Genomic DNA, 15929 nt, shown 5'->3' on the forward strand with positions numbered 1-15929 from the left:
CATCCTTCACAGGTCGGTTTCATGTTTCGCAGGGGAATGGCCGCGCGCCTGACGTGCGCGGCAGCGTGTCTGATTGCCGGATTGGCGCTTGCTCCGTCTCACGGCCAGACTTTGACCATGCGCGCCGCGCTGTCGCGCGCGCTGACTGCGAGCCCGCGGCTCACCGCAGCGGAGCGCGACGTCGGCATCGCCACGGGCCAGCGCATCCAGGCCGGCGCCCTGCTCAATCCGGAACTGTCCTATGAACAGGACAATTCGTTCGGGTCGGGCATCTATCGCGGCACAAAATCGGCCGAGACCACGGTTCAGATCAGCCAGGCCTTCGAGCTGTTCGGCAAGCGCGACGCGCGGATTGCCGCGGGCGTCGCCGGCGTCGAGGTCGCCGCGATCCAGCGCAAGGCCGTCAGGCTCGAGGTGCTGTCCGAGACTGCCATCGCTTTTCTGAGCGTGCTCGGCGCGCAGCGCCGCATCCAGATCCTCGACGAGCAGATTGCGGCAATCGACCGGCTGACGCCGCTGTTGCGCCGCCGCGTCGAGGCCGGCGCCTCCTCGCCGGCTGAGACCGGCCGCGCCGAAGTCGCCTCCGCCTTGGTCAAGGCGGACCGCGAACGCTTCAAGGCAACCCTGGCCAGCGCCCGGCGCGAGCTTGCGGTGCTGATGGGCGATCCCGCGCCGAAATTCGGCGAAGTCTCCGGCCGGCTCGACACGGGACGGCCACCCATGTTCCAGTCCGTGGTCGCCGCCATCGACGCCAATCCCCAACTGGCGCGCTGGACCGCGGTGTATGCGCAGCGCAACGCGGAGCTGTTGCTGGCGCGGCTCAAGCCCTATCCCGACGTGCGGATCGCCGCCGGTTGGCGTCACTTCAACGAAACCAATGACGATGCGGCGCGCATCACCGTCTCGGTGCCGATCCCCGTGTTCGATCAGAACCAGGGCAACATCCTTTCGGCGCAGGAAAGCCTCACCAAGACCAAGGCCGAGCGCGAGGCCAACCGCAACACGTTGATCGTGGTCGCCGGCCGCGCCTACGATTCGCTCCAGGGCTCGCTGCGCGAGCTCGCGCTGCTGCGCGACACCGCGATTCCGAAGGCGACCGAAGCGTCGGAAGCGATCGCGCAGGGCTACGGCCAGGGCCGCTTCACCCTGCTCGAAGTGCTCGACGCCCAGGCGAGCGTCGCGCAAGCGCGGCTGCGCGAGCAGGAGGCGCTCCAAAACTTCCACGCGGGTGTTGCGACCATCGAAGGCCTCGTCGGCAATCCCTTTGCGCTGGCGCGGGAGAGCGCACGATGAAGACGTCCTCCACCATTCTCGTCGCGCTCGTTGCCGCCGCACTCGGCGCTTACGGCTACTCCATGCTCGCGCCGGCCAGGGTCGCGCCCGCCGAGCACGCCGCGGAGAAGAAGCCGGAGAAGCCGAACGACCATGTCGAGCAGGACGAGCACGGCGCCGATCGCATCCGCATCTCCGACGTCAAGCTGGCGGCCGCAGGCGTGACGCTGGCGCAAGCCGCAAGCGCGACGCTGACCGATACGCTGTCTTTCAACGGCATCTTGCGCGCCAACCAGGAAGCGGTCGTGCAGGTGACGCCGCGCTTTCCCGGGCTCGCCAAGTCGATCCAGAAGCGCATCGGCGATAAGGTCGGCAAGGACGAATTGCTTGCCACGATCGAGAGCAACCAGAGCCTCACCGTCTATGAGCTCAAGGCGCCGATCGCGGGTACCGTCATCGAACGGCAGATTTCACTCGGCGAATACGCCTCCGAGCAGAAGCCGGCCTTCGTCGTCGCCGACCTCTCCACCATCTGGGTCGACCTCTCGATCTATCGGCAGGATCTGCGGCGCGTTCGCCTCAACGACGAAGTTCTGATCGAGCCCGACGATGGCCGTGGCGAGATCAAGGGCACGATCTCCTACATGGCGCCGATCGGCAGTAGTGAGACCCAAACCGCCCTCGCCCGCGTGGTGCTGTCAAATCCGGACGGGCGTTTGCGTCCCGGCCTGTTCGTCACGGCGCGGTTGATCCTCGCCGCGCGCAACGTCGCGGTTGCCGTGCGCCGAAGCGCGATCCAGACACTGGAGAACAGGACCATCGTGTTCGTCCGCGAGGACGGCGACAAGATCGAGGCGCGCCCCGTCGAGCTCGGGGATTCCGACCCGCAATTCGTGGAGATCCGGGCGGGACTGTCGGCCGGCGAGCGCTACGTCGCCGAAAACAGTTTTGTGGTCAAGGCGGAGATGGGCAAGGGAGATGCCGATCATGATTGACGCCCTCCTCGCCGTCTCCATTCGTCAACGCTGGCTCGTGGTTCTCCTCGCGCTCGCGGCTGGCGTTTTCGGCGCCTGGAATTTCACCCGGCTTCCGATCGACGCCGTACCCGACGTCACCAACGTCCAGGTTCAGATCAACACCCGAGCACCCGGCCTGTCGCCGCTTGAAGCCGAGCAGCGCATCACCTTCCCGATCGAGACCGTAATGGGGGGCTTGCCCAAGCTCGACTACACGCGCTCGATCTCGCGCTACGGCCTGAGCCAGGTCACGGTCGTGTTCCAGGACGGCACCGACATCTATTTCGCGCGCCAGCTCGTCAATGAACGCATCCAGCAAGCCCGCGACCAGTTGCCGGCCGGCACCGAGGTCGCGATGGGGCCGATCTCCACCGGCCTCGGTGAAATCTACGTCTATTCCGTCGAAGCCAAGCCCGGCGCGAAATCGGCGACCGGCGCCGATTTCACTCCGACCGAGCTGCGGACCGTCCAGGACTGGATCATCAAGCCGCAGCTGCGCACGATCCCCGGCGTGATCGAGGTCAACTCGATCGGCGGCTATGAGCGGCAGTTCCACGTGCTGCCGATCCCGGGCCGGCTGATGGCCTATCGCCTCAGCTTTCGCGACATCATGACGGCGCTTGCCGTCAACAATGCCAACGTCGGCGCCGGCTATATCGAGCGCAACGGCGAGCAATATCTCGTCCGTGCCCCCGGGCAGGTCGCCAATATCCAGGAAATCAAGGACATCGTGATCGGCTCGCGCGGCGGAGTGCCGGTGCGCATCCGCGATGTCGCCGACGTGCAGGAGGGCCAAGACCTGCGCACGGGCGCGGCGTCGGCGAACGGCAAGGAGACCGTGCTCGGCACCGCCATGCTGCTGATCGGCGAAAACAGCCGCACCGTGGCCCAGCGCGTCGCCGCAAGGCTCAAGGAGATCGCCAAATCGCTCCCCGAGGGCGTGATTGCGCACGCCGTCTATGACCGCACGCATCTGGTGGAAGCGACCATCCAGACAGTCGAGACCAATCTGGTCGAGGGCGCAGCGCTGGTGATCGCAGTGCTGTTCCTGATTCTCGGCAACATCCGCGCCGCGCTGATCACCGCCTGTGTCATTCCCCTCTCCATGCTGTTCACGATCAGCGGCATGGTCGGGAGCAAGGTCAGCGCCAATCTGATGAGCCTGGGAGCGATCGATTTCGGCATCATCGTCGATGGTGCTGTCATCATCGTCGAGAACTGCCTCAGGGTGCTCGCCGCCGAGCAGCACCATCGCGGACGCCTGCTCTCACTGGAGGAGCGGATGGAGACGATCCTCGCGGGCGCCAGCGAGGTCATCAAGCCGAGCCTGTTCGGTACACTCATCATTGCCGTGGTCTATCTTCCGGTCCTGACACTGACGGGGACCGAGGGCAAGATGTTCACGCCGATGGCGCTCACCGTGCTGATGGCGCTCGCCAGCGCCGCATTGCTGTCGGTGACCTTTGTCCCGGCCGCGGTCGCGATCTTCGTTACCGGCAGGATCTCGGAAAACGAAAACATGTTCATGCGCGCAGCCAAGCGGCTCTACGTCCCGCTGCTCGACCGCACCATCCGCTTCCGCCGCAGCGTCGCGCTCGGCGCCGTCCTGATCGTCGCCGGCAGCCTTCTTGCCGCAACCCGCATGGGTGGCGAGTTCATCCCAAGCCTCGACGAAGGCGACATCACCATCGAGACCATCCGGATTCCTGGCACCAGCCTCACCCAGAGCGTCGACATGCAGCTTCGGCTGGAGAAGGCAATCAAGCAGGTTCCGGAGGTGGCGACCATCTTTTCCAAGGTCGGCACCGCCGAGATCGCCAACGACCCGATGCCGCCGAACGTGGCAGACACCTATGTGACGCTGAAGCCGCGCGAGGAATGGCCCGATCCTGCGAAGCCAAAGGATGAAGTGGTCGTCGAACTCGAACGTGCGGCCAACACCCTCCCCGGCGCCGCCTATGGCATGACCCAGCCGATCCAGATGCGCTTCAACGAGCTGATCGCGGGGATCAGGAGCGACGTCGGCATCAAGATCTTCGGCGACGATCTCGACGTGCTCGCGGGCATCGCCCAGCAGGTCCACGGCGCGGTTCGCGGCATCGAAGGCGCAGCCGACGTCAAGACGGAGCAAATCGCCGGCCTGCCGATCCTCACCGTGAAGCTCGACCGCCAGGCGCTGTCGCGTTACGGCCTCAGCGTCGGCGAGGTGCAAAACCTCGTCGAGATCGCGATCGGAGGAAAACCCGTTGGAAAACTGTTCGAGGGCGATCGCCGCTTCGATATCGTGGTGCGCCTGCCAGAAAACCTTCGCGCCAGCCCGGATGCAATCAAGTCGCTGCCGATCCCGCTGCCGCCGGGCGAGGACACGACAGCCGTCACCAAAACCGCATGGCCGGGGACCGCGAGTACAACGCTGCGGTACGTCCCCCTGTCCTCTGTCGCAACGATCGAGATCGCGCCGGGCCCGAACCAGATCAGCCGCGAGAACGGCAAGCGCCGTGTGGTGGTGATGGCCAACGTCCGCGGACGCGACCTGCGCTCCTTCGTCACCGAGGCCGAGGCGGCCGTGGCGCAGAAGGTCAAGCTGCCGCCGGGCTACTGGATCGGCTGGGGCGGACAGTTCGAGCAGTTGGTCTCAGCGACCAAGCGGCTGACGATCGTGGTGCCGGTGGCGCTCCTGCTGGTGTTCCTGCTGCTGTTCATGGGCATGGGATCGGCGGCGGATGCGGCGCTCGTGTTCTCCGGCGTGCCGCTGGCGTTGACCGGCGGCGTTGCGGCGCTGCTGCTGCGCGACATCCCGCTGTCGATCAGCGCCGGTGTCGGCTTCATCGCGCTGTCGGGCGTCGCCGTGCTCAACGGCCTCGTCATCATCGCCTTCATCGAGCGGCTGCGCAGCGAGGGACGGCCCATCGTGGAGGCCGTGCGCGAGGGCGCGCTGACGCGGCTGCGGCCGGTGTTGATGACCGCGCTGGTCGCCTCCCTCGGTTTCGTGCCGATGGCGCTCGCCACCGGCGCTGGCGCCGAGGTGCAGCGGCCGCTCGCGACCGTGGTGATCGGCGGGATCATCTCCTCGACGGTGCTGACGCTGCTGGTGCTGCCGGCGCTCTACGTGCTGTTCCGTCGTGACGCGGCAAACGAAACGCCTACAATGGCGCCTGATTTGGCAGCGTCCGCGGAGCGCTAGATTTGAGCAGCCACGACCATCACGGTCATCGCCACCACGATCATGGCGGCCAGGCGCATGGTCATGGTCACGACCACGGCCACGCCCATGTCCATGCTCCCGCAAATTTCGGCAAGGCGTTCACGATCAGCATATCGCTCAACGCAGCGCTGGTCGTGGCCGAAGCGGTCTATGGCTATATCGGCAACTCCACTGCCCTGCTCGCGGACGCCGGCCATAATCTCAGCGACGTGCTCGGCCTCGTCGTGGCCTGGGGCGCATCGATTGCGGCAAGGCGCGCGCCGAGCGGCCGCTTCACCTATGGCTTTCGCGCCTCCACCATCCTGGCAGCGCTGGCGAACGCCGTGTTCCTGCTGGTCGCAACCGGTGCGATCGGCTGGGAGGCGATTTTGCGGCTGCGCGAGCCGGAGCCGGTCGCGGGCATCACGGTGATGGTGGTCGCCGGCATCGGCATCCTCGTCAACGGCTTCACCGCCCTGCTGTTCGCGCGCGGACGCAAGGACGACATCAACATCGAGGGCGCCTATCTGCACATGGCGGCCGACGCTGCGGTCTCGCTCGGCGTGGTGGTTTCGGCGGCGCTGATCATCTGGACCGGCTGGCTCTGGCTCGATCCCGTCACCAGCCTCATCATCTGCGTCACCATCCTCTGGAGCACCACCAGCCTGCTGCGCGGCTCCATCGACATGTCGATGGCGGCGGCGCCCAAGGGCACTGACCTTGCGGCGATCAGGGCCTTTTTGCTCGCGCGTCCCGGTGTTGCCGCGATCCACGATCTCCACGTCTGGCCGATCTCGACCACAGAGACGGCGCTGACCTGTCATCTGGTCATGCCCGCCGGCGCCGGCGACGTGTTCCTGATGGAGACGGCACAGAAGCTGAAGGCGTCGTTCCGCATCGGCCACACCACGCTTCAGGTGGAGACGCATCCCGACAATGGCTGCGCGCTGGCGCCGGATGATGTGGTGTGAGGCCGTATTGGCTTGGCCCCAATTTCCGGCGTCGTTCCGGACAAGCGCGCCCAAAGCGCGCGTAGATCCGGACCCATAAGCACAGGACGTGGTTTGGCGAAGACTCGGGGTTGCAGCTTGACGCTACAACCACTCCCCGGGGTATGGATCCCGGCCTTCGCCGGGACGACACTGAATGTTTGGCAAACAGCTTACATACAGCAACGTTCAAACAGCAGCGCCTTACGCCGCGTTCGCCGTCACGATCCAGATCGCGCCCTGCAACACCACGCTCTGCCCCTTCAGGAACGGCGCGAGCATCTCGCGGATCGAGGCTTTTGCGGCCTGGTACGTCTCCGGCGGATGGCCCTGGAGCGCGCGGCTGGCGGGACCGATCTGGAGCGAGCCGTCGACCGCGGCTTCGAGACCACCGCCGATCGCGATGTCCATCGCGAGATTGTGCGGCTCCATCGCCACGTCGACGAAGCCGGCGCCCTTGAGGATGCGCACCACGCGCTCTTCGGATGCGAAGGCAAACGGGCCCGGCTCTTCCGGCCCGACCGGCGGCATTTTCGGGACGTGTTTGTAGACCGCCGTCAGCGGCGCCATCATCCAGGGGTTTTCCTTCGGCTCGCGCCAGCAGGCAAACGCCAGCCGTCCCGACGGTTTCAGCGCGCGACGGAGGTTCGTGAAGGACGCGACCGGATCGGCGAAGAACATCACGCCGAAACGCGAGGCCAGCAGATCAAAACTCGCCGGCTCGAACGGATGCACCGTCGCATCCGCCAGCACGAAATCGAGCGGCAGGCCTTTTGGCGCCAGCATGCGTGCCTGCGACAGCATCGGGTCGGAAACGTCGAGGCCGAGCGCAAAGCCATCAGGCGCGACCGCCTTCGCGAACGCGAACGTCGTCGCACCGGAGCCGCAGCCGACATCGAGGACGCGTTCGCCCGGCCTCGGCCTGGCGCGGTCGATCAGCACGTCGGCAATGGGTCCAAGCAGGCTTTCCTGCGCCGCGTGGCGATCGGCCCAGCGCTGCCCGCCCGGCCCGTTCCAGTAGGCGATCTGGTCGGCATTGGGTTCGTGGCCAGTAGCGCTGCCCATTATTCCTCTCCAATATTGTCAAGACGAATGTCATGTGACTGCATCCTGTCCAGTTCAACGCGTCGACTTCGGACCAAGACCGGCAGACGAGGGAACATTACCAGAGCCGCCGCGGTGTGTGCGCATTACAGCCGCATTGGTTTCACCGAACGGCCACATCAGAATCAGACGCCAACCAGATTTGGTCGATAGTCTTCCCGTTCCTCAAACCGGAAAGGCATGACCATGCGCAGCTTCACGGTATCCGTCATCGTTGCAGCTCTCTCCATCGGAACGCCGGCTCTCGTGCAGGCACAGAAACCTTCTTCGCAACCGGGCACCGAGTCTCAGTCCGATCAGTCCAAGACAGTGATACGGAGCATAGAGGTCGTCGATGTCAAGGAATTGCAGCCGGCAGTGCGCGCGAAGGTCGATGAAATCGTGGCGCATACAAGCGACGAAGACATACAGTCGCTTCGGAAGTCTATCGACGCCACGCCGCAGGCTGCGTCCGTCCTTAAGGCCAAGGGCTTGAATTCGTCGCAAGTCGTCGCGATCAACATCGCGGACGGCGTCCTGACGATGTTCACCAAGACCGCCTGAGACCGGGCGGGAGGTCTCGTCGAAGTGCTGCGGCGGCGGGCGGGCACGAACATCGCCTCCTCGTCGCGAAGGGGCGTTGAAATCGATCCTGCTCCGATGACAGATTCGCACTGCAAAAAAGGGAATGCCCTGGCAGCGGGACCTGCCGGGGGGGTTCTTGTGCGACGCGAACAAAGCGGTCAAATGCTCACAGCATTTGGCCAAGGGGCCGCTGTCAACATTCCGTCGGACACCTGCTCCGCGCCCAATTGCCTGGGGCAGAACTACGACGCGTACGGCCCTTGCTCCAACACCCGCCGCGGGGCTAAAGAGACGCTGTGGGGCGGTTAGCTCAGCTGGTTAGAGCATCTCGTTTACACCGAGAGGGTCCGCGGTTCGAATCCGTGACCGCCCACCAGCCTTCGACCGCTTCGCGAGCTTCGGTTTGGCAAGCCGGGCTCAATCCCCCGGCCTCCCCGGCAGACCGGGCACCGCGTCGATCCACACCACAGCCGACTGGCACCAGATCTGGCGGCTCGGCCGCAAGACGTCGCGCTGGCGGATGCTGCCCCAGCGAATGCCCCAATCGTCGGCCTGGTCGCCCTCGCCGCTCGTGAACAGCGGGGAACCGCAATCGCCGCAGAAGTGCTGGAAGCGCATTCGACCGTTGTCGCCGCGCTTGCCGTAGATTCTTGGCATGCCGCCGGTCAGCTTGACGTCGGCACTGGTGCAGACCGCGGTCACCCGGAACGGCGATCCCGTCAGGGTCTGACAGTCGCGGCAGTGGCAGACCGAGACGGCCTCCGGGTCGATCTCGGCCTCATAGGTGATCTTCCCGCAATGGCATTGCCCGTCGATCTGCATTGACCTCGTCCCTTGCCCCCCAAGCAAAAACGGCGCCCGAAGGCGCCGTTTTATCATGTTTCGTTGAACCTTAGTGAGCGGTCAGGCCGCCAGCGGCTTCGTCGCCGTCGGACTTCACCGTCACCTTGGTGTCCTCTTCCCAGACGATCGGCACCGGCTTCTTCACCAGCGCCTTGGCGACGACGTCGTCCAGACGCGACACCGGGATGATCTCCATGCCGCCCTTGATCGCATCGGAAATCTCCGTGAGATCCTTGGCGTTGTCCTCGGGGATCAGCACCGTCTTGATGCCACCGCGGGCAGCAGCCAGCAGCTTCTCCTTCAAGCCGCCGATCGGCAGCACGCGGCCGCGCAGCGTGATCTCGCCGGTCATCGCGACATCATGGCGAACCGGAATGCCGGTCATGACCGAGATGATCGCGGTGGCCATTGCCACGCCCGCCGACGGACCGTCCTTCGGCGTCGCACCTTCCGGCACGTGCACGTGGATGTCGCGCCGGTCGAACAGCGGCGGCTCGATGCCGTAGACGATCGCGCGCGAGCGGACGTAGGACGCCGCCGCCGAGATCGATTCCTTCATCACGTCGCGCAGATTGCCCGTGACCGTCATCTTGCCCTTGCCGGGCATCATGACGCCTTCGATGGTCAGCAACTCGCCGCCGACATCGGTCCAGGCAAGGCCGGTGACGATGCCGACCTGCGGCTCGCTCTCGATCTCGCCGAAGCGGTACTTCGGCACGCCGAGCAACTCTTCCAGAGTCTTCTCGGTGACCTTGACCGACTTCTTCTTGGAGATCATCAGCTCCTTCACCGCCTTGCGGGCGAGTGTCGAAAGCTCACGCTCCAGGTTACGCACGCCCGCTTCGCGGGTGTAGCGGCGGATCAGAAGCAGCAGCGCGTCGTCGTCGATCGAGAACTCCTTGGAGTCCAGGCCGTGCTTGGACACCGCTGTCGGGATCAGATGCTTGCGCGCGATCTCGACCTTCTCGTTCTCGGTGTAGCCCGCGATCCGGATGATCTCCATGCGGTCCATCAGCGGGCCGGGAATATTGAGCGTATTCGCGGTCGTGATGAACATCACGTTGGACAGATCGTAGTCGACCTCGAGATAGTGATCGTTGAAGGTCGCGTTCTGCTCGGGATCGAGAACCTCGAGCAGCGCCGAGGACGGATCGCCGCGGAAATCGGCGCCCATCTTGTCGATCTCGTCCAGCAGGAACAGCGGATTGGACGACTTCGCCTTGCGCATCGACTGGATGATCTTGCCGGGCATCGAGCCGATATAGGTGCGGCGGTGACCGCGGATCTCGGCCTCGTCGCGCACGCCGCCGAGCGAGACGCGCACGAATTCGCGCCCCGTCGCCTTCGCGATCGACTTGCCCAGCGAGGTCTTGCCGACGCCGGGAGGCCCGACGAGGCACAGGATCGGTCCGGTCAGCTTGTTGGCGCGCGACTGCACCGCGAGATACTCGACGATGCGGTCCTTGACCTTCTCCAGCCCGTAGTGATCGGCATCCAGAACCGCCTGGGCGGCTTCCAGATCCTTTTTCACCTTGGACTTCTTGTTCCACGGGATCGACAGCAGCCAATCCAGATAGTTGCGCACGACGGTCGCTTCCGCGGACATCGGCGACATCTGGCGCAGCTTCTTCAATTCATGCTGCGCCTTCTCGCGGGCTTCCTTGGAGAGCTTGGTCTTGGAGATCTTTTCTTCGAGATCGGCGAGCTCATCGCGACCGTCATCGTCGCCGAGCTCCTTCTGGATCGCCTTCATCTGCTCGTTGAGATAATACTCGCGCTGGGTCTTCTCCATCTGGCGCTTGACGCGCGAGCGGATGCGCTTCTCGACCTGGAGCACCGAAATCTCGCTCTCCATCAAGCCGAGCACCTTCTCCAGGCGCTGCGTGACCGACAGCGTCTCCAGGATTTGCTGGCGATCCGCGATCTTGACGGCGAGATGCGAAGCAACGGTGTCGGCCAGCTTGGCGAAATCAGTGATCGCCTGCACCACGCCGACGACCTCAGCCGAGATCTTCTTGTTGAGCTTCACGTAGCTCTCGAAGTCGGACACGACCGAGCGCGACAACGCTTCCGCCTCGACCGATTTCGCATCGGTGTCGGCGAGCGCAATCGCAGTTGCTTCATAATACTCGCTGCGATCGGTGTACTTCTGCACGCGCGCCCGCTCGAGCCCTTCGACCAGCACCTTCACGGTGCCGTCGGGAAGCTTCAAGAGCTGGAGCACGCTGGCAAGCGTACCGGTCTCGTAAATGGCATCGGGCGCCGGATCATCGTCGGACGCGTTCTTCTGCGTCGCGAGCATGATCAGCGCATCGTTCTTCATCACCTCTTCGAGCGCGCGGATCGACTTCTCGCGGCCGACGAAGAGCGGGACGATCATGTGCGGGAAGACGACGATGTCGCGCAGCGGCAGCACGGGATAGGCGTGCGTTTCGCCATGGGCGATGGTTGGCCTGGGTTTTGGATTAGTCATGGCCTTTTCCTTTTGCTGTGCCCCCTTGCACGCAGCCCGCCATGCTCATGCGCAACCGCCACAAGGTGCCGAAGTGATCCGCAGAACCGGTCGGTCCCATTATAGACTTGATAGACTTGGACCGGCTTGCCGGATCGGAACTGAGGCGAATCTTGAACAGTATTCTTGCTCGCCGCCGACATTAGGTGGCTATCGACCGGGGGGGTGTCAAGTCATTGAAAGACGCGCGCCATCAGGCGCTTACGCATGCGGGCAAGCGACGAAACACCGGCTGCGGAGATACTTTCCGCAGCCCTTACTTGATGGGACGATTGGACCTGTTGGGACGATTGGAGTGCTCCAGCGCCGCAAATCAGGCGCTGGCGTTCTCGACAGCACGATCGGAGCGATCGGCATAGATGTAGAGCGGACGCGCCGTGCCTTCCACGACTTCGCGCGAAATCACGACTTCTTCCACACCTTCCAGGCCCGGCAGGTCGAACATGGTCTCGAGCAGGATCGCCTCGAGGATCGAACGCAGTCCGCGCGCGCCGGTCTTGCGCTCGATCGCCCTGCGGGCAACCGCGCCAAGCGCCTCGTCGGCGAAGGTCAGCTCGATGTTCTCCATCTCGAACAGCCGCTGGTACTGCTTCACCAGCGCGTTCTTCGGCTCGACCAAAATCTTCTTGAGCGAAGCCTCGTCGAGATCCTCCAGCGTCGCCACGACGGGCAGACGGCCGACGAACTCCGGGATCAGGCCGTACTTCAGGAGATCCTCGGGCTCGACGTGACGGAAGATTTCACCGGTACGGCGGTCTTCCGGCGCCAGCACCTGAGCGGCGAAACCGATCGAGGTCGACCGGCCACGTGCCGAGATGATCTTCTCCAGGCCCGAGAACGCACCGCCGCAGATGAACAGGATGTTGGTGGTGTCCACCTGCAGGAATTCCTGCTGCGGATGCTTGCGGCCGCCCTGCGGCGGGACCGACGCCACCGTGCCTTCCATGATCTTGAGCAGCGCCTGCTGCACGCCCTCACCCGACACGTCGCGCGTGATCGAGGGATTGTCGGACTTGCGGCTGATCTTGTCGATTTCGTCGATGTAGACGATGCCGCGCTGGGCGCGCTCGACATTGTAGTCGGCGGACTGCAGCAGCTTCAGGATGATGTTCTCGACGTCCTCGCCGACATAGCCGGCCTCGGTCAGCGTCGTTGCATCGGCCATCGTGAACGGAACGTCCAGGATGCGGGCGAGCGTCTGCGCGAGCAGCGTCTTGCCCGAACCGGTCGGACCGATCAGCAGGATATTTGACTTCGCGAGCTCGACGTCATTGTGCTTGGTCTGGTGGTTGAGGCGCTTGTAGTGGTTGTGCACCGCGACCGACAGGACCTTCTTCGCATGGCTCTGGCCGATGACGTAATCGTCCAGGACCTTGCAGATTTCCTTCGGCGTCGGAATGCCGTCGCGCGACTTCACGAGCGAGGATTTGTTCTCCTCGCGGATGATGTCCATGCAGAGCTCGACGCACTCGTCGCAGATGAAGACCGTGGGACCCGCGATCAGTTTGCGGACTTCGTGCTGGCTCTTGCCGCAGAACGAGCAATATAGCGTGTTCTTGGAGTCGCTCGTGCCGACCTTACTCATTCATGTCTCCGTCCGCGGTTCGATCCCGCTCCGCTCGTTCGCTCCATTCCGACACGAGGGCCGGCATGAAGTTCAAATAGAGCAAATTCCGTACCAAAAAAGACCCTACGCGTTACATCCCGTGCGAATCACGGTCGCTCGATTCTCCGCGATCATAGCCGATCATTCGTAGCCAACCATGCTGTCACCCGACTATCAAGAATTCGCTAATCGAGGGGTCGCCGGCTACCCGTGACAATACCGTGATTTCACGTCTTGGCACGGGCGAAGTGATCGAAATCGCGGTTGCGTGGCTGGATTGCCACCAGAAACAGGCACGAAAGCGGAACTTTCCGCCTGTCGCAGGGCACAAACGGCTTTTTTGCCCCCGCGAATGCGTCCTTAACGTGAACGCTGCCCTGACGATCCCATGCAATGCCGGGGATCGCTGTTGCAATCCCGGTAATGCTACGGGGTCTTCGCGGCTGCCGCTTCTTCGGCGCGCTTGTCGATGACCCTATCGACCAGACCAAACTCCTTGGCGTCGTTCGCGGTCAGGAACTTGTCGCGTTCCAGCGCGTCCTCAATCGCCTTGTAGGTCTGGCCGGTGTGCTTCACGTAGATCTCGTTGAGCCGCTTCTTCAGGTTCAGGATTTCCTGGGCGTGCAGCATGATATCGGTGGCCTGGCCTTGGAAGCCGCCGGAGGGCTGATGCACCATGATGCGCGCGTTCGGCAGCGAGAAGCGCATGTCCTTTTCGCCGGCGGCGAGCAGCAGCGAACCCATCGAAGCGGCCTGCCCCGTGCATAGCGTCGAGACTGGCGGACGGATGAATTGCATGGTGTCGTAGATCGCGAGCCCCGACGTCACCACGCCGCCCGGCGAGTTGATGTACATCGAGATTTCCTTCTTCGGATTTTCCGCCTCAAGGAACAGCAGCTGTGCGACGATCAGGGTCGACATGCCGTCTTCGACCGGACCGGTCAAGAAGATGATGCGCTCTTTCAGAAGGCGCGAGAAAATGTCGTAGGCGCGCTCGCCACGGTTGGTCTGCTCGACCACCATGGGCACGAGGTTCATGTAGGTTTCAACCGGATCGCGCATGAGTCACCTGGGTTTTAGGAGGCGGACATCGCCAGTCCTGGCTGCCAGTTTGGCTGGATTTGCCGGAAGGCCGATGGACGCCCGTGATGCTGAAAGTTGGTAGAGGTAGAGGCGTAGGTACGGGCTGCACCGACAGATATAGCCCAATTCGCGCCAGACAAGTGCGGAGCGAATTAAGGCTTAATCCACGGGGCACTTGAAGCTGATTCTCGCAAAGAGGCCCAGCCAGCCACATGGCTAGCCGGACCCCTTTGCTGATCATCCTTAACAGAAGGCTAGAGTTCTCAGGCTGCGGTCTTTTCCGCCTCGTCGTCCTTGTACAGATCCTCGCGCGAGACCTTCTTCTCGGTCACGTTGGCGAGTTCGAGGATGAAGTCGACGACCTTGTCCTCATAGATCGGTGCACGAAGCTGGGCCAACGCCTGGGCGTTGTTGCGGTAAAAGTCCCAGACTTCCTTCTCGCGGCCGGGCATCGAGCGCGCCCGCTCGATCACGGCGCGGCCGACCTCGTCGTCGGTCACGGTGATCTTGTTCTTCTCGCCGATGTCGGAGAGCACGAGGCCGAGCCGCACGCGGCGGTCGGCGATCTTGCGGTACTCTTCCTTGGCGGCGTCTTCGGTGGTGTCCTCGTCGGCAAAGGTCTTGCCGGCGGAGTCCATCTCGGCCTTGACCGAGTTCCACATCAGATTGAACTCCTCGTCGACGAGCGAAGGCGGCGCTTCGAAGCGGTGCGCCTCGTCGAGGCGATCGAGCAGCGCGCGCTTGACGCGCTGGCGCGTCGCGCCAGCGAACTCGGCAGCCAGACGCTCGCGCGCGGCTTCCTTCAGCTTGTCCAGCGATTCCAGGCCGAGCGTCTTGGCGAACTCGTCGTCGATCGCGATGTCCTGCGGCGCCTCGATCGAGGTCGCGGTGGTCTCAAACTCGGCCGGCTGGCCGGCGAGCTTGTCGTTCATGTAGTTCTTGGGAAATGACACTTTCAGCGTGCGCGTCTCGTTGGCGCCGATGCCGGTGAGTTGCTCCTCGAAGCCGGGGATGAAGGTGTTGGACCCGATCACGACCTGGATGCCCTCACCGGTGCCGCCCTCGAAGGCCTCGCCATTGATGGTGCCCTTGAAGCTGATGGTGACGCGGTCACCGGAGGCGGCCTTCTCGCCCTCGGCCTTTGCGGCATAGCCGCGGTTGGTGTCGGCGATGCGCTTGATGGCCTCGTCGACATCGGTATCGGACACGTCCGCGACTGGCTTCTCAACCTGGAAGCTCTTGAAGTCGGCGAGCGCGATCGACGGCACCACCTCGATCGCAACCGTGTAGGTCAGATCGGTTTTGCCGCTGAGCAGTTCCTCGACCTCCGCCTGCTCGCTCGGCATGGTGATCTTCGGCTCGGTCGCAAGGCGGAAGCCGCGCTCGGAGAACAGCTGCGTGTTGGTGTCGCGGATGGTCTGGTCGATGGTCTCGGCCATCACCGAGCGGCCATAGACCTTCTTGAGGTGAGTGACAGGCACCTTGCCGGGGCGGAAACCGTTGATGCGGACCTTGTCCTTGAGGTCGACGAGTTTGGCGCCGGCCTTGGCGTCGAGATCAGACGCGGGAACGCTGATCTTGAACTCGTGCTTCAAACCTTCAGAGAGCGTTTCTGTGACCTGCATGGCGTCCAATCTTCTTCTCGTTCGGTCCCGGCACGTTGCGCGTCGGGACGCTCTCATTAATCGATCCGGCGCGAGGCAAACGCCTCAACGACGGTGGTTCATCGGACCGCTCCCGCCGGAAACACTCCGTG

Annotated in this window: 11 protein-coding genes and 1 tRNA gene; 6 read left to right on the forward strand and 6 right to left on the reverse strand. The window is 63.8% G+C overall.

Features of this window, described 5'->3' with window-relative positions; genetic code table 11:
* The first annotated feature begins 21 nt into the window (after nt 1–21).
* From ihpA to IVA80_RS13440, 4 genes are read left to right on the forward strand one after another with little or no spacing between them, the layout of a single operon-like run.
* Nucleotides 22–1293 (forward strand): divalent metal ion exporter subunit IhpA, encoded by a 1272-nt coding sequence (gene ihpA, locus IVA80_RS13425; RefSeq protein WP_247430268.1) that lies wholly within the window; start codon nt 22–24, stop codon nt 1291–1293.
* Complete coding sequence (ihpB, locus tag IVA80_RS13430; RefSeq protein WP_247430271.1) at nt 1290–2267, forward strand: divalent metal ion exporter adaptor subunit IhpB; 978 nt, start codon at nt 1290–1292, stop codon at nt 2265–2267. Before ihpA ends, ihpB begins: the two co-directional genes overlap by 4 nt.
* Entirely contained in the window at nt 2260–5472 is a 3213-nt protein-coding gene (locus tag IVA80_RS13435) for a CusA/CzcA family heavy metal efflux RND transporter (protein ID WP_247430274.1), read from the forward strand. The genes ihpB and IVA80_RS13435 overlap by 8 nt, the downstream gene beginning before the upstream one ends.
* Nucleotides 5473–5474: 2 nt before the next feature.
* Complete coding sequence (locus IVA80_RS13440; protein WP_247430277.1) at nt 5475–6443, forward strand: cation diffusion facilitator family transporter; 969 nt, start codon at nt 5475–5477, stop codon at nt 6441–6443.
* Between the two features lie 222 nt (nt 6444–6665).
* On the opposite strand, the gene IVA80_RS13445 is transcribed toward IVA80_RS13440, so the two are convergent.
* Entirely contained in the window at nt 6666–7526 is an 861-nt protein-coding gene (locus IVA80_RS13445; protein WP_247430280.1) for a methyltransferase domain-containing protein, read from the reverse strand.
* Between the two features lie 219 nt (nt 7527–7745).
* Here IVA80_RS13445 and IVA80_RS13450 point away from each other — a divergent pair, with 219 nt between their 5' ends.
* Nucleotides 7746–8108, forward strand: coding sequence for a hypothetical protein (locus IVA80_RS13450; RefSeq protein ID WP_247430284.1), 363 nt, complete (start codon nt 7746–7748; stop codon nt 8106–8108).
* A 320-nt stretch (nt 8109–8428) separates the two neighbouring features.
* Nucleotides 8429–8505: transfer RNA gene (locus tag IVA80_RS13455), tRNA-Val, on the forward strand.
* Nucleotides 8506–8546: 41 nt separating this feature from the next.
* Here the strand turns inward: IVA80_RS13455 and IVA80_RS13460 are convergent.
* From IVA80_RS13460 to tig, 5 genes are all read right to left on the reverse strand, one after another.
* Entirely contained in the window at nt 8547–8951 is a 405-nt protein-coding gene (locus IVA80_RS13460; RefSeq protein ID WP_247430287.1) for a GFA family protein, read from the reverse strand.
* A 70-nt stretch (nt 8952–9021) separates the two neighbouring features.
* Nucleotides 9022–11445: an endopeptidase La gene (gene lon / locus IVA80_RS13465; protein WP_247430289.1), complete on the reverse strand. Its 2424-nt coding sequence runs from the start codon at nt 11443–11445 to the stop codon at nt 9022–9024.
* Nucleotides 11446–11797: 352 nt separating this feature from the next.
* Nucleotides 11798–13069: an ATP-dependent Clp protease ATP-binding subunit ClpX gene (gene clpX, locus IVA80_RS13470; RefSeq protein ID WP_045003136.1), complete on the reverse strand. Its 1272-nt coding sequence runs from the start codon at nt 13067–13069 to the stop codon at nt 11798–11800.
* A 447-nt stretch (nt 13070–13516) separates the two neighbouring features.
* Entirely contained in the window at nt 13517–14152 is a 636-nt protein-coding gene (locus IVA80_RS13475) for an ATP-dependent Clp protease proteolytic subunit (protein WP_247430291.1), read from the reverse strand.
* Between the two features lie 284 nt (nt 14153–14436).
* Entirely contained in the window at nt 14437–15798 is a 1362-nt protein-coding gene (gene tig / locus IVA80_RS13480) for a trigger factor (RefSeq protein WP_247430294.1), read from the reverse strand.
* Nucleotides 15799–15929 lie beyond the last annotated feature (131 nt).

This window comes from Bradyrhizobium sp. 139 (assembly GCF_023074175.1).
Taxonomy (GTDB): domain Bacteria; phylum Pseudomonadota; class Alphaproteobacteria; order Rhizobiales; family Xanthobacteraceae; genus Bradyrhizobium.

Bases quoted from the DNA above. Each gene is read 5' to 3' on its own strand.
- IVA80_RS13460 (WP_247430287.1), bottom strand. From the start codon at position 8,951: ATGCAGATCGACGGGCAATGCCATTGCGGGAAGATCACCTATGAGGCC.
- lon (WP_247430289.1), bottom strand. From the start codon at position 11,445: ATGACTAATCCAAAACCCAGGCCAACCATCGCCCATGGCGAAACGCAC.
- clpX (WP_045003136.1), bottom strand. From the start codon at position 13,069: ATGAGTAAGGTCGGCACGAGCGACTCCAAGAACACGCTATATTGCTCG.
- IVA80_RS13435 (WP_247430274.1), top strand. From the start codon at position 2,260: ATGATTGACGCCCTCCTCGCCGTCTCCATTCGTCAACGCTGGCTCGTG.
- ihpB (WP_247430271.1), top strand. From the start codon at position 1,290: ATGAAGACGTCCTCCACCATTCTCGTCGCGCTCGTTGCCGCCGCACTC.
- IVA80_RS13475 (WP_247430291.1), bottom strand. From the start codon at position 14,152: ATGCGCGATCCGGTTGAAACCTACATGAACCTCGTGCCCATGGTGGTC.
- tig (WP_247430294.1), bottom strand. From the start codon at position 15,798: ATGCAGGTCACAGAAACGCTCTCTGAAGGTTTGAAGCACGAGTTCAAG.
- IVA80_RS13445 (WP_247430280.1), bottom strand. From the start codon at position 7,526: ATGGGCAGCGCTACTGGCCACGAACCCAATGCCGACCAGATCGCCTAC.
- ihpA (WP_247430268.1), top strand. From the start codon at position 22: ATGTTTCGCAGGGGAATGGCCGCGCGCCTGACGTGCGCGGCAGCGTGT.
- IVA80_RS13450 (WP_247430284.1), top strand. From the start codon at position 7,746: ATGACCATGCGCAGCTTCACGGTATCCGTCATCGTTGCAGCTCTCTCC.